Origin of the sequence: Microbulbifer pacificus (assembly GCF_002959965.1) — a bacterium.
GTDB lineage: Bacteria > Pseudomonadota > Gammaproteobacteria > Pseudomonadales > Cellvibrionaceae > Microbulbifer > Microbulbifer pacificus_A.
In genome coordinates this window covers 19255-32277 of sequence record NZ_PREV01000027.1, presented here as the reverse complement: position 1 = coordinate 32277, position 13023 = coordinate 19255, and the positions used below count along the sequence as shown (strand labels likewise).

The window sequence follows — 13023 nt, the reverse complement described above, 5'->3', positions numbered from 1 at the left end:
ACCTGCCTTGGGCAGATTCCAGCAAAGGGAAAGCTTTGCCTTAGCGGCGCGCTTCCATCATCTCGATAAACTGGTCGAACAGTGGCGCCACGTCGTGTGGACCGGGGCTCGCTTCCGGGTGTCCCTGGAAGCTGAACGCCGGCTTGTCCTTCAGGCGGATGCCTTGCAGGGTGCCGTCGAACAGGGATTTGTGGGTGATTTCCACATTGTCCGGCAGGCTGCTAGCGTCCACTTCAAAACCGTGGTTCTGCGCGGTGATCATCACCTTGGTGGAATTCAGGTCCTGCACCGGGTGGTTGCCGCCGTGGTGGCCGAATTTCATCTTCGCGGTCTTGGCGCCGACGGCGAGGCCCAGCAGCTGGTGGCCGAGGCAGATGCCATAGGTGGGAAGGCCAGCGTCGAGGAATTCCTTGATCGCGGCAATCGCGTAGTCGCAGGGCTCGGGGTCGCCGGGGCCGTTAGAGAGGAACACGCCATTCGGATTCATCGCCAGCACTTCGGAGGCCGGAGTCTCCGCGGGCACCACGGTGATGCTGCAGCCTCGATCCACCAGCATGCGCAGGATGTTGCGTTTTACGCCGAAGTCATACGCGACAACTTTATAGGGCTGCGCGGCGGGTGCCGGCTTGTGACCCAGCCCCAGTTCCCAGGTACCTTCGTTGAAGTCGTACTTCTCCTTGGTGGAGACGACCTTGGCCAGGTCCATCCCCTTGAGGCCAGCGAACGCCTGCGCCTGTTTCAGCGCTTCCGCTTCATCGATGCTGTTGCCAGTCACAATGCAGCCACTCTGCGCACCTTTGTCGCGCAGGATGCGGGTCAGGCGACGGGTGTCGATATCGGCGATGCCGACGATATTGCGCGCCTTGAGGTAATCCTCCAGGGACTGCTCGCTGCGGAAGCTGGAGGCCAGCAGCGGCAGGTCGCGAATCACCAGGCCGGCGGCCCAGATCTCACTCGCTTCTTCATCTTCGCTGTTGGTACCGGTGTTGCCGATATGGGGGTATGTCAGGGTGACGATCTGACGGGCGTAGGACGGATCCGTCAGGATCTCCTGATATCCGGTCATGGAGGTATTGAAAACTACCTCACCGACTGTTGAGCCTTCAGCGCCAATGGCGCGACCATGGAAGACACTGCCATCGGCGAGCACCAGCAGTGCCGGGGTAGTGCTGGGCATCAGGGATTCCGGTGTAGGAACGGCGTTGTTCAATTCAATCTCCAATCGTCAGAACGGCTTCCGGGCGGGGTGAGAGGGCGTAGCCGGGGTGGCGACGCCAGCTGCAGTTTCAGCTGCAACTTATTTACCGGAAGCCTTTTATAAAAAAGCGAGATGAAACGGCTGCTTCATCTCGCTTTTTTATAAAGTTATTCACGGGCGCTCGCTGTGGCGTTCAACTGGGCTCTCACAGTGTGGCCGGCATCCAGAGAATGCGTATCTGGAGGGCGGAAACTCCGCCGCAACCGGCACTTTTCTGGCTGGAAATCCACGGGCTCAGCGGCCTGATCCGCAACTAGCGGAACCTGTTTCTGGCGCGAGCGACTACGGTGGGGCCTTTCCAAGCCGGGCGCAGATTCTACGGGAAAACGCGGTTGATCGCCAGTACAAATTTGCGCCACGTCTGCAGAGAATGGCACTGCGGACAATCAGGCATGGCTCCAGGAAATGGCAGGGAAAATCACCGACCCCCACAGCACGCATAGGGGGAAAGAAGAATATTCGGTCAGTTGACCTGCTTGCTCAGGCGAAACAGGCTGTTGCCCATTTTCAATTCCGCGCGATCGAGCCGGGTTTTATTCAACTGCAGGGCCATGTTGGCGCCACTGCCAGCAAACTCCACCATGCCGCCAAGGGCGGCGAAGCGGCTGGTATCACTCACGGTCAGCACCGGGAAAAACTCCAACGCCCCCACCGCCTGTGCCAGACGCTCGGCGTCCATATCGCCCATCACCACGATCTGACAGCGACGCGCGCGCATCATTTCGCCATCATTGACCCGCTCCAGAGACACCAGACGCCCCTGAACACGGTGGTGATGCAATCTGGCCGTGAGCGGCGCGACCAGTTCGTCGTCGCCCATCACGCAGATACGGAAGGGGGCACCGCTGCCACTGAACACCTCGATGGGCCATTGCAGGTGGTGCGCGAAATGGACAATGTAATTCACCATGACCTTGCGCCCCAGATCCGTGTCCGAGAGGTGCTCGGCCTGGGCCCTGGCTGGCGATAGTGGCAACAGGAAAATCAGTAACAATAGCCCGAAGCCGCACCCCGCTGCTGGCAGGGACCGCTTCCGGAAAACCGGGGCAGCGTTATGGGGTATATGAGCAAAAGCGGGCTTGGACATCAGATCGAACGCCGGGGCATGGATTCACGCCCCGCACATCGTAGCGGCTTGCGAGGCATCCCCGCCGAAAGGTACGGGGCACCCCAAAGGTTAGTATCTGCCGGCCCGGCTCACCAATGCCGAACGGCAGCCGTGCGCCAGAATTCCACTGAGCGCCAGCCCTCACTCATCCTCAAAAGTGGGAGCACCGGTGATGGTCGGACGCCATTTGAGCGCACGCTCGATCGCCATGATCATATTGCCAGCCACGTCCTTGCGGGTGGCGCTCTCAATACCCTCAAGCCCCGGTGAGGAGTTGACCTCCAGCAACAGTGGCCCCTTTTTGGAGCGGATGATATCTACCCCTGCCACTTTCAATCCCAATACCTTGGCGGCCTTGATCGCCAGTTTGCGCTCATCCGGGCTGATCTTGACCACCGAGGCTGTGCCCCCCTGGTGGATATTGGCACGGAACTCACCTGGCGCCGCTTCCCGCTGGATCGCCGCCACTACCTTGCCGTCGATCACAAACAGGCGCAGATCCTTACCCTGGGCCTCGCGGATAAACTCCTGCACCAGCAGATTGACTTTCAGGGACTTGAACGCGTTGATCACCGACTCCCCCGCCTTGCGGGTTTCCGCCAGTACCACGCCGCGCCCCTGAGTGCCTTCCAGCAGTTTCACAATCAGCGGTGCACCGCCAACCATTTCGATCAGCTCGTTGGTATCCATCGGTGAATTGGCGAAGCCGGAGATCGGAATACTCAATCCTCCCTCCTGCAACAGCTGCAGAGAAAACAGCTTGTCGCGGGACTGACTGATGGCCGCGGAGCCATTCAATGCAAACACCCCAATACTTTCGAAGTGGCGGGTAAGCGCACAGCCGTAAAATGTCTGACTCGGGCGTATACGCGGGATCACCGCATCCAGATTGTTGAGGATACGACCGTCGCGGTAGTGCACTTCCGGCTCGGTGGAATCGAGCTTCATATAGCACTGACGAATGTTCAGGAAGGTCATGCGGTGACCGCGCTCGGCTCCCGCTTCCATGATTCGCTGATTGCTGTAGAGATCCGGATTGGACGCCAGCAGACCGATACGCAAGCCGGTACCCGCCATATGATGTTCGTCGTGATAGTACTCTTCCAGCTGACTCGGGGGCATCTCCCCCAGGCAGAAGCTCTCTGACGGATCCACCAGCATGCGCCCCATCATCGCCTCGCGACCGAGCAGCATCCGATAGCCCATGGAGTCGCGATTGGTCAGCGTCAGTTCGATATCCCAGGCGCTGCCGCCGATGCTGAGGCTGGTTTTGATCACCAGGCGTTTTTCCGCATCGCCGGAAGAGCTGCGCACCGTGCGTTTGTCCAGCACCCGCGCCTCGCAGCGCACTCGTGGACGACGCAGGTTCTGCAGCGGGTGCGCCTCAAAACTCACCCAGGGCTCGCCACCGCGATTAAACGGCTGAATGTTATAGGCGTGCAGGCACGACGTTTTGGCACCGGAGTCCACGCGTGCCTTGATGGCGGGAATTCCCAACCCCGGGAATGCACACCACTCCTCGCTGCCGACGATAATTTTCTTTTCCAAACAGAAGACTCCAAAAAATTATTTGAGTGCCAGCACGTCGCGCATGTCGTAGCGACCTGCGGCCCGGCCAGTCAACCAGATCGCCGCCCGCACCGCACCGCGGGCAAAGGCCAGGCGGCTGCTGGCCTTGTGCGTAATTTCAATACGTTCGCCATCGGCAAAAAATGAAACCGTGTGCTCACCCACCACATCGCCGCCGCGCACGGTGGCGAAACCGATAGTCTCCCTCTCCCGTGCACCGGTCTGACCCTCGCGGCCATAGACCGCCACTTTGGCGAGATCGCGGCCAAGGGTATCCGCAATCACCTCCCCCATACTCAGCGCCGTGCCGGAAGGTGCGTCCACCTTGTGGCGGTGATGCGCCTCGACGATCTCAATATCCACATCGTCACCCAGCACCCGTGCCGCGGTTTCCAGTAAGTTAAAGCACAGATTCACACCGGTGGAAAAATTGGTCGCGAAACACAGCGGTGTCTTGTCACCAGCGCTTAGCATCTGCGCCTTCTGCTCGGGATCAAAACCAGTGGTGCCAATCACGATCGCCTTGCCGTGCTCGGCACAATAGGCGGCGTTGTCGAGCGTGGCCTGCGGAGATGTGAAATCGATCAGCACATCGAATTCGACCTGCGCCAGGCTGTCGACAATCGCGAGGCCGCTGCGGCCAAGACCGGCAACTTCCCCGGCATCCGCCCCCACCAGACTGGTGCCCGGACGCACGATGGCGCCACTGAGTCTGGCCTTGCCATCCCGCTCTGCCAGCGCCACCGCCTCAGCCAGCACACGCCCCATACGGCCGCCAAATCCCGTGATTGCTATGTTTATCGCCATATCGTTCTCCTTTCGGCCGGGCTTGAAAGGCGCGGATTCTACCCCGGTTTCCATTGCGGGCAATACCGCACAGCCAGTCTGCACACCCCATCCAACATATCAGAGTAATGACCCGGCGGTACGCCTTGCGGCGCGGCAATCCTCTACTAGGCTTTTAATAACCTAAACGAACGGGGCGCCAATCATGACGTGTGATACGCAAAATTCTTTTTGGTCGAACTTATCCGCAGCCATTCTGGCGCTGCTGCTTTCATCGCTACTTACTATCTCCAGCAGCCATGCATCCGACGCCAAACTGGGTTCAATGGACGACTTCTGGGAGAAATATGACGATATCGCGGACTGGGTCACCCTGCGTCTGAAATTGACTCCCGAACAGGAGGGCAAAATGCTGCCATTGATGGAAAAGAACTTCGAACTGCAGATGGCCGTCATGAAGGAATACGGTATTGAACCCGGCAAGATGGTCCCCAAGCTGACCACAGAACAAAAAGAGGAAATCGACGCAAAGCTCATTGCCGTTCGCGCCAGTACGCGGGTGGAAGCGGTTCACATCCTGAACGAAGAGCAACTCGAGGAGCTCAAGAAAATCCAGAAGGAATTCCATCAGGAGCTTCGCGCCAGGTTGAAAGACAACTGATCCAGAAACAAAAAACCCGAATCTGTGGATTCGGGTTTTTTGGCGCGCGACAGAAAAACTCAGAGCTTCATATCGCCAAAGAAATTTTTCACCCCCTCAAACCAGCCGGTCTGGCGCGGTGAATTTTTCTTTTCGCTCAGAGTGCCGGCAAACTCTTCCAGCAACTCTTTCTGCTTGGTGGAAAGGTTGATCGGCGTTTCCACCACTACACGGCACAGCAGGTCGCCGGGTGCACCGCCGCGCACCGGGGTCACACCCTTGCCGCGAAGGCGAAACAGTTTGCCGGTCTGGCTCTCCGCCGGGATTTTCAGTTTGACCTTGCCATCCAGCGTCGGCACTTCCATTTCACCGCCGAGGGCGGCGGTCGCGAAGCTGATGGGCACCTCGCAGTAGAGGTTCTTGCCATCGCGCTGGAACAGCTCGTGTTCCTTCACCATCACCTGTACGTACAGATCGCCCGCGGGTCCGCCATCCGGGCCCGCCTCACCTTCGCCCGCAAGACGGATACGGTCGCCGGTATCCACACCCGGTGGCACCTTGACCGACAGGGTTTTGGTTTCCTCGACCCGGCCGCGGCCGTGACAGCTGCCACAGGGATCGGTGATCACTGTGCCGCGACCGCGACAGTTGGGGCAGGTCTGCTGTACAGAGAAGAAGCCCTGCTGCATGCGCACCTGACCGGCGCCACCACAGGTGCCACAGGTCTGCGGCTTGGAGCCCGCCTTGGCGCCGGAGCCATGGCAGGTGCCACAGTTGGCCAGGGTCGGAACGCGGATTTTAACCGTGGTACCACGCACCGCGTCTTCCAGATCCAGGTCCAGGTCGTAGCGCAGGTCGGAGCCGCGCTGTGGCCCACGGCGGCCACCACCGGCACCACCACCAAAGATATCGCCAAACACATCACCAAAGATGTCGGAGAATCCGCCGAAGCCGCCGGCGCCATGGCCCGCCTGGCCGTCCACCCCGGCGTGGCCAAACTGGTCATAGGCCGCTTTTTTCTGCGGGTCAGACAGGATTTCGTAGGCCTCGTTGGCCTCTTTGAATTTGTTCTCCGCCTCTTTATCGTCAGGGTTGCGGTCCGGGTGATATTTCATCGCCACCCGACGGTAAGCCTTTTTCAGCTCCTTTTCATCCGCCCCTTTGCTGACGCCGAGGACTTCGTAGTAATCGCGTTTGGACATAGCTCTGTGTGTTCTTTTTAAAACTGCATAAGGCGCGGAAGCTCTCTCGAACGTCCGCGCCTTCTATGTTCCCCTGCAGGAGCCTGCTTGCAGGCGAACCATCGCAAGCAGGCTCCTACATCTTGGGATTAAAGCGGTAAGTTATTACTTGCCGTCTTTTTTGTCGTCTTTGACTTCTTCGAACTCTGCATCCACTGCGTCGTCGCCGCCGGACTTCCCACCGGAGCTCGCCTGCTCCGCCTGCTGGGCCGCAGCGTCCTGGGCCTGGGCCTGCTCGGCATAGAGTTTCTGTGCCAGAGAGCCTGAGGCTTCGGTCAGCTTGGTGGTGGCGGCTTCGATCGCGGCCTTGTCGTTGCCTTTCACCGCTTCCTCAGCTTCCGCCAGAGCGGCATCGATCGCGGCTTTCTCTTCCGCGGTCGCCTTGTCACCGGCTTCGTCCACAGTTTTGCGGGTGGCGGAGATCAGGCCATCGAGGGTGTTGCGGGCCTGCACCAGCTCCTCGAACTGCTTGTCCGCTTCGGCGTTGGCCTCAGCGTCGCGCACCATTTGTTCAATTTCCTCGTCCGACAGACCGGAAGAGGCCTTGATGACAATGGACTGCTCCTTGCCGGTCGCCTTGTCTTTGGCATGCACATGCAGGATACCGTTGGCATCGATATCGAAAGTCACTTCGATCTGCGGCATGCCGCGCGGCGCCGGCGGAATGTCGGCCAGGTCGAAACGACCCAGGGACTTGTTCTGCGCCGCCTGCTTGCGCTCACCCTGCACCACGTGAATGGTCACGGCCGTCTGGTTGTCGTCGGCAGTGGAGAACACCTGAGACTTTTTGGTCGGGATGGTGGTGTTCTTTTCGATCAGCGCGGTGGCCACGCCACCCATGGTTTCGATACCCAGGGTCAGCGGGGTTACGTCCAGCAGCAGTACGTCTTTCACGTCGCCGCCCAGTACCGCGCCCTGAATTGCAGCGCCCACGGCAACCGCTTCATCCGGGTTCACGTCTTTGCGCGGCTCTTTACCGAAGAACGCGGTCACCTTCTGCTGCACCAGCGGCATGCGGGTCTGGCCGCCCACCAGAATCACTTCGTCGATCTTGGCGGTGGTCATGTCGGCGTCCTGCAGCGCGATTTTTACCGGCTCCAGGGAGCGCGCCACCAGGTCTTCCACCAGGCTTTCCAGCTTGGCGCGGGTCAGCTTGACCACAAGGTGCTTGGGACCGGTGGCGTCTGCGGTAATGTACGGCAGGTTCACTTCGGTCTGCTGGCTGGAGGACAACTCGATCTTGGCTTTTTCGGCCGCTTCCTTCAGGCGCTGCATGGCAAGCGGGTCGCCCTTCAGATCGATGCCCTGCTCTTTCTTGAACTGCTCCGCCAGGTAATCGATCAGGCGCAGGTCGAAGTCTTCACCGCCGAGGAAGGTGTCGCCGTTGGTGGACAGCACTTCAAACTGCATTTCGCCATCGACGTCGGCAATCTCAATGATGGAGATATCGAAGGTACCACCACCCAGGTCGTATACCGCGATGGTGCGGTCGCCGCCTTTCTTGTCCAGGCCGTAGGCCAGCGCAGCCGCGGTGGGCTCGTTGATGATGCGCTTGACGTCGAGACCGGCGATACGGCCGGCGTCTTTGGTAGCCTGACGCTGGGAGTCATTGAAGTAGGCCGGCACGGTGATTACCGCCGCGTCCACTTTCTCACCGAGGAAGTCTTCCGCGGTTTTCTTCATCTTTTTCAGTACTTCCGCAGAGATCTGCGGCGGGGCTTTCTTGTCGCCCTTCACCTGTACCCAGGCGTCGCCGTTGTCGGCTTCAACGATGGAGTAAGGCACCATTTTGATGTCTTTCTGAACCACATCGTCCTTGAACTTGCGGCCGATCAGGCGCTTTACCGCGAACAGCGTGTTACTGGGGTTGGTCACCGCCTGACGCTTGGCGGACTGGCCGACCAGCACTTCGTTGTCGTCGGTAAACGCAACGATAGAGGGGGTGGTGCGATCGCCTTCCGCGTTCTCGATAACACGCGCCTTGTCACCATCCAGTACCGCGACACAGCTGTTGGTAGTGCCCAGGTCGATGCCGATGATTTTTCCCATTGATCTGTATCCTCTTTGCGGCGCGCGCCGGCTCTCAACGTGATGTCTGGCCTGGCGCTGCGCGTTTGTATTCGGTTGCTTGCATATATTGGTGCCGCCACTTTGTTTTCAAGGGCAACACCTTCAATTGGGCGGCACCGTGAGTACCGCTTTCGAGACAGCGCATCGCACTGAACCCCGGGTCCCCGCTGCGGACATACGCCGCTGCGGGTGTCGATCTCTGCCATTCATCGCCGAATTGCAGAGAACTGAACTAAGGCGCCTTGGAAACCACCACCATGGCCGGACGCAGCAGGCGGCCGTGCAGGCGGTAGCCCTTCTGGAACACGTCGAGCACGGTATTCGGCTCCACGTTGCCATTGGGCACCTGGGTCATCGCCTGGTGCAGCTCCGGGTCAAAGGGTTCGCCCGCGGGGTCCACCACCTCCACACCGTGCTTGTTCAGGGTGTCGAGAAAGGACTTGCGGGTCAGCTCGATACCTTCGATCACCGCTTTGTTGGCTTCCTGTTCACTGTCAATGGTGGACAGGGCGCGGTCCAGATTGTCGACCACCGGCAGCAGCTCCTTGAGCAGTTTTTCCGCCCCGAACTTGTGCGCCTTCTCTACATCCTGCTCGGCGCGACGGCGGGCATTCTGCACCTCGGCCTGGGCGCGCAGCACCATGTCCTTATGCTCGGCCAACTGCTGGTGCAGAGAGGCGATCTCAACCTCCTGTGCACTTTCGACCGCCAGCTCCTCCTGCAGGACGTCTTCCGCCGCATGCTGCTGGTCCTCGGTGGGGGTCTCTACTTCGACGGCGTGCTCGCCAGTGTCGATCTGCTGTTCTTCCTGTTGGTCTTCGCTGCGCTCTTTGGCCACTGCTGTCTCCGTCTGTACTCGTCGGCTTGCCGCCAGTTGGGTCAAATTCAGTAAAAACACCGGCGAACGCCGGCAATGCAGGCGTATATGGGGACGTTCCCGCACACTTCAAGCATTACCACCGCCCTTCTCACCGGAGTCCGACAACAAAACAGCTGCCAGAGTAAGGTGGCGCCATGGCGGCCGCGAAAAACAATTGCGAGTCAATTCACACGCGGGGTGATTGAAAATTCTCCGCCAAATACTGTATAAACAACCACTACTAACAACTAGCAAGCGCGATCCCATGTTGCTGCATCTGTCCATCAGCCAGTTCACCCTGGTCGACCAGCTGGAACTGGAATTCGGCCCCGGCACCAGTACCCTGACAGGGGAAACCGGCGCCGGTAAGTCCATTACCCTCGACGCCCTCGGCCTCGCCCTCGGTGACCGCGGCAACGCGGAGCTGGTGCGCACCGGCGCCAGCCGGGCCGATATCCACGCCACCTTCGATATCAGCAGCCACCAGGAGGCCCGCAGCTGGCTGGAGGAGCAGGAGCTGGATGTCGGGCGCGAGGTGATCCTGCGACGCACCATCGGCGCCGACGGCCGCTCCCGCGCGTATATCAATGGCCAGCCAGTAACCCTGCTGCAACTGCGCGCCCTCGGCGAGCAGCTCATCGACATTCACAGCCAGCACGAACACCAGTCGCTGCTGAAGAAGGAAACCCATCGCCGCCTGCTGGACGAATATGCCCATGCGGAGGCACAGTCCGCCGAAGTGCGTATTCACTTCAAGACCTGGCAGGATCAGTACCGCCGCTACCGCAAGCTCGCCGACAGCGCCGAGGAAACCCAGGCACGCCGCGACCTGCTGGAATACCAGCTGCAGGAACTGGAACAGCTGAACCTGAAGCCCGGTGAGCTGGATGAACTGGAGAGCGAACAGCGCCAGCTGGCCAACGCCGGCGATATTCTGAACGGCAGTTACCAATTGGCCGCCCTGCTGAACGGCGGCGAAGGCGATATTGCGGAACAATTACACCGCGCCCTGCATCTTGTTGGCGCCATGCCCGAGCAGACCCAGGCCCTGATGGATGTGGCGCAGATGCTCGACAGCGCCCGCATTCAGGTGGACGAGGCCGCCAGCACCCTGTCGCGCCATATCGACCGCTTTGAGATGGACCCTGAACGCCTGGCGGAAGTGGAGGAGCGCCTCTCCGCCATCTACTCCATTGCCCGCAAGCACAGGGTGCAACCAGACCAGCTGCCGGACGTACAGCAGCAGTGGCAGCAGGAGCTGGACGAGATCGGTGCGCCGGATGCCCTGGACAAGCTGGCCGCGGACTGCGAGCGACTGGAGAAAACCTACCGCGTCAGCGCCGGCAAGCTCAGTCAACTGCGCGCGGCTGCGGCGAAGAAGCTCGCCGAGGCAGTCAATGCACAGCTGGCGGATCTGGCTATGCCCCACGCACGGGTGGAACTGGCACTCGTCGAACTGGATAAGCCCGCCGCCACCGGCCTCGAGGAGGTGGAAATTCTGATCGCCACCAACCCGGGCCAGCCAGCGCGGGCGCTGGGCAAGATAGCCTCTGGCGGTGAATTGTCGCGGGTCAGCCTGGCGATCCAGGTGGTCACCGCACAGACTTCCCGCACACCCACCCTGGTCTTCGACGAGGTGGATGTGGGTATTGGCGGCGCTACCGGCGACGTAGTGGGCAGGCTGTTGCGGCAACTGGGTGAGCGTGGTCAGGTGATCTGCGTTACTCACCTGGCGCAGGTGGCTGCCCGCGCCCACCGGCAGTACCTGGTGGAAAAGCACAGCGATGGCGCCGCCGCGTTTGTCGCGCTGCGGGAGCTGCAAGACGGCGAGCGCAGTGCGGAGATTGCACGCATGCTGGGCGGTGAAGCCACCGCCCAGTCCCTGGCGCATGCCGAAGAAATGCTGAACCGGGCCTGATGGTTGTCACCCGGTGTAATTTCCGACAATCGGACCTGAGTAGTCACAGATAATCGGCCCGGAATCCTTCCCGGGCCGAAATTGACCGAAAGCGGCACAGGATTCACTTTATACTGCCGCGCCCATTGGGTGCGTTACACCACACCAGGGGTTCCAACTACACTGACGGGCGAAGAACTCGGTCATACCATGCAGACAACCATATTCAACACCCCCATTCTCACTCCCTGCCTGCGCCTTCTGGCGCGCGCGCTTCTCAAATTGCACGGCTGGAAGGTCGTCGCCGACGAGCGCGCACTGCGCCTGAAAAAGTATGTGCTGCTGGCAGCCCCTCACACCTCCAACTGGGACGGGTACTTTTTCATCCTCGCGGCACTGAAACTGAAGGTGAACCCGCAGTGGATGGGCAAAGACAAGCTGTTCCAGTTCCCCCTGGGTGCCACCATGCGCTGGTTTGGCGGCATCGCCGTGGATCGCAGCAAGTCCAATAACCTGGTGGAGGCCACCGTAAACCAGTACAAATCACGGGAAGAACTCGTGATCGCCGTTCCGCCGGAAGGTACCCGCGGCAAGGCCGAGCGCTGGAAGACGGGTTTCTACCATATCGCCCGCGGCGCGGCGGTACCGGTAGTGTGCGGTTTTATCGACTTCGCCAAGAAGGAAGCCGGTCTCGGACCGGTGATGGAAATGAGCGAGAACCTGGCAAAGGAACTCGCGCGCTTCGGCAGCTATTACGCCACCAAGGTGGGCAAGTACCCGGAAGACTACACCGCGCCGGTGTAAGCCATTACCGCGTGTCAAACGCCGCGGCTACGGCAGACACAAAAAAGGGAGCTGAAAGCTCCCTTTTTCATTTCCGGGCTCAACCGCCCTTCTTTTTCACATACAACACCAGGCTGTGGCCGGTGAGCTCGTAACCGTGCTCTTCAGCAATCTGATGCTGCAGCTCCTCGATTTTTTCATTGTGAAATTCGATGACATCTCCGGTGTCGGTGCACACCATATGGTCGTGGTGATCACCGCGATCAAGCTCAAATACGGAGTGGCCGCCATCGAAATTGTGGCGCATGACCAAGCCTGCACTCTCGAACTGCGTCAGCACCCGGTACACTGTAGCCAACCCCACATCTTCGCCAGCGTCCAGCAGCATCTTGTACACATCCTCGGCACTCAGGTGCTGGTCGCTCGCGCCTTCCAGCAGCTGTAGAATTTTGACTCGCGGCAGTGTGACCTTGAGGCCAGCCTTACGCAGTTCCTGATTTTCATTCAACATGAGTATTACTTTCCGGATGTGTGCTCGTAGTCGTTATATCGTAATCATGCACACGCCTGTCGGCGGGCGCGCAGTTCGGGTATTATCCACGCCCGATGGTGGCAGCGGAACCCCAAACAGGGATTAGGCCCGGAATCCTCCTATATCCTGTATGAACGGGGGGCGCAGAGAAAGTGATTACCCACTTACACCACAGCGGGACGGGCGATCCACCCGCCGGAGAGGAAACCGGAACCCCGGGTTTCAGCCTCAGCGGGAACTTTGTCGGCCCACTGACGACTATGCTTCTGGCCGGAACTGC

General features: G+C 60.0%; 11 protein-coding genes and 1 pseudogene. 3 read left to right on the top strand and 9 right to left on the bottom strand.

The window, feature by feature from the left end:
* Positions 1-40: 40 nt before the first annotated feature.
* The 5 genes and pseudogenes from carA to dapB form a co-directional block, all read right to left on the bottom strand.
* Complete coding sequence (carA, locus tag C3938_RS11050) at positions 41-1177, bottom strand: glutamine-hydrolyzing carbamoyl-phosphate synthase small subunit (RefSeq protein ID WP_105104476.1); 1137 nt, start codon at positions 1175-1177, stop codon at positions 41-43.
* Positions 1178-1721: 544 nt separating this feature from the next.
* Positions 1722-2252, bottom strand: coding sequence for a YfiR family protein (locus C3938_RS11045; protein ID WP_233998841.1), 531 nt, complete (start codon positions 2250-2252; stop codon positions 1722-1724).
* Positions 2253-2507: 255 nt separating this feature from the next.
* A complete protein-coding gene (gene rimK, locus C3938_RS11040) occupies positions 2508-3428 on the bottom strand; it encodes a 30S ribosomal protein S6--L-glutamate ligase (protein ID WP_233998974.1) in 921 nt (306 codons plus the stop codon).
* An 84-nt stretch (positions 3429-3512) separates the two neighbouring features.
* A pseudogene (locus C3938_RS18215) lies at positions 3513-3914 on the bottom strand (ATP-dependent zinc protease); the annotation flags it as partial.
* Between the two features lie 18 nt (positions 3915-3932).
* Positions 3933-4742: a 4-hydroxy-tetrahydrodipicolinate reductase gene (gene dapB / locus C3938_RS11035; protein ID WP_105104474.1), complete on the bottom strand. Its 810-nt coding sequence runs from the start codon at positions 4740-4742 to the stop codon at positions 3933-3935.
* Positions 4743-4926: 184 nt separating this feature from the next.
* Between dapB and C3938_RS11030 the strand changes: the two genes are divergently transcribed.
* Positions 4927-5382, top strand: coding sequence for a hypothetical protein (locus C3938_RS11030; RefSeq protein WP_158681656.1), 456 nt, complete (start codon positions 4927-4929; stop codon positions 5380-5382).
* Between the two features lie 59 nt (positions 5383-5441).
* Here C3938_RS11030 and dnaJ read toward each other — a convergent pair whose 3' ends face one another.
* The 3 genes from dnaJ to grpE form a co-directional block, all read right to left on the bottom strand.
* Positions 5442-6563, bottom strand: coding sequence for a molecular chaperone DnaJ (dnaJ, locus tag C3938_RS11025; protein WP_105103366.1), 1122 nt, complete (start codon positions 6561-6563; stop codon positions 5442-5444).
* Positions 6564-6707: 144 nt separating this feature from the next.
* Complete coding sequence (gene dnaK, locus C3938_RS11020) at positions 6708-8651, bottom strand: molecular chaperone DnaK (protein WP_105103365.1); 1944 nt, start codon at positions 8649-8651, stop codon at positions 6708-6710.
* A 253-nt stretch (positions 8652-8904) separates the two neighbouring features.
* Positions 8905-9510, bottom strand: coding sequence for a nucleotide exchange factor GrpE (gene grpE, locus C3938_RS11015; protein ID WP_105103364.1), 606 nt, complete (start codon positions 9508-9510; stop codon positions 8905-8907).
* A gap of 286 nt (positions 9511-9796) precedes the next feature.
* On the opposite strand from grpE, the gene recN reads away from it, so the two are divergent.
* Both recN and C3938_RS11005 read left to right on the top strand, forming a co-directional pair.
* Positions 9797-11449 (top strand): DNA repair protein RecN, encoded by a 1653-nt coding sequence (gene recN, locus C3938_RS11010; protein WP_105103363.1) that lies wholly within the window; start codon positions 9797-9799, stop codon positions 11447-11449.
* Positions 11450-11638: 189 nt separating this feature from the next.
* Positions 11639-12232 (top strand): 1-acyl-sn-glycerol-3-phosphate acyltransferase, encoded by a 594-nt coding sequence (locus C3938_RS11005; RefSeq protein ID WP_105103362.1) that lies wholly within the window; start codon positions 11639-11641, stop codon positions 12230-12232.
* A 79-nt stretch (positions 12233-12311) separates the two neighbouring features.
* Here the strand turns inward: C3938_RS11005 and fur are convergent, their stop codons facing one another.
* Positions 12312-12722: a ferric iron uptake transcriptional regulator gene (gene fur / locus C3938_RS11000; RefSeq protein WP_105103361.1), complete on the bottom strand. Its 411-nt coding sequence runs from the start codon at positions 12720-12722 to the stop codon at positions 12312-12314.
* Between the last annotated feature and the right edge of the window lie 301 nt (positions 12723-13023).

Bases quoted from the DNA above. Each gene is read 5' to 3' on its own strand.
- carA (WP_105104476.1), bottom strand. From the start codon at position 1,177: ATGCCCAGCACTACCCCGGCACTGCTGGTGCTCGCCGATGGCAGTGTC.
- dapB (WP_105104474.1), bottom strand. From the start codon at position 4,742: ATGGCGATAAACATAGCAATCACGGGATTTGGCGGCCGTATGGGGCGT.
- C3938_RS11030 (WP_158681656.1), top strand. From the start codon at position 4,927: ATGACGTGTGATACGCAAAATTCTTTTTGGTCGAACTTATCCGCAGCC.
- dnaJ (WP_105103366.1), bottom strand. From the start codon at position 6,563: ATGTCCAAACGCGATTACTACGAAGTCCTCGGCGTCAGCAAAGGGGCG.
- dnaK (WP_105103365.1), bottom strand. From the start codon at position 8,651: ATGGGAAAAATCATCGGCATCGACCTGGGCACTACCAACAGCTGTGTC.
- recN (WP_105103363.1), top strand. From the start codon at position 9,797: ATGTTGCTGCATCTGTCCATCAGCCAGTTCACCCTGGTCGACCAGCTG.
- C3938_RS11005 (WP_105103362.1), top strand. From the start codon at position 11,639: ATGCAGACAACCATATTCAACACCCCCATTCTCACTCCCTGCCTGCGC.
- fur (WP_105103361.1), bottom strand. From the start codon at position 12,722: ATGTTGAATGAAAATCAGGAACTGCGTAAGGCTGGCCTCAAGGTCACA.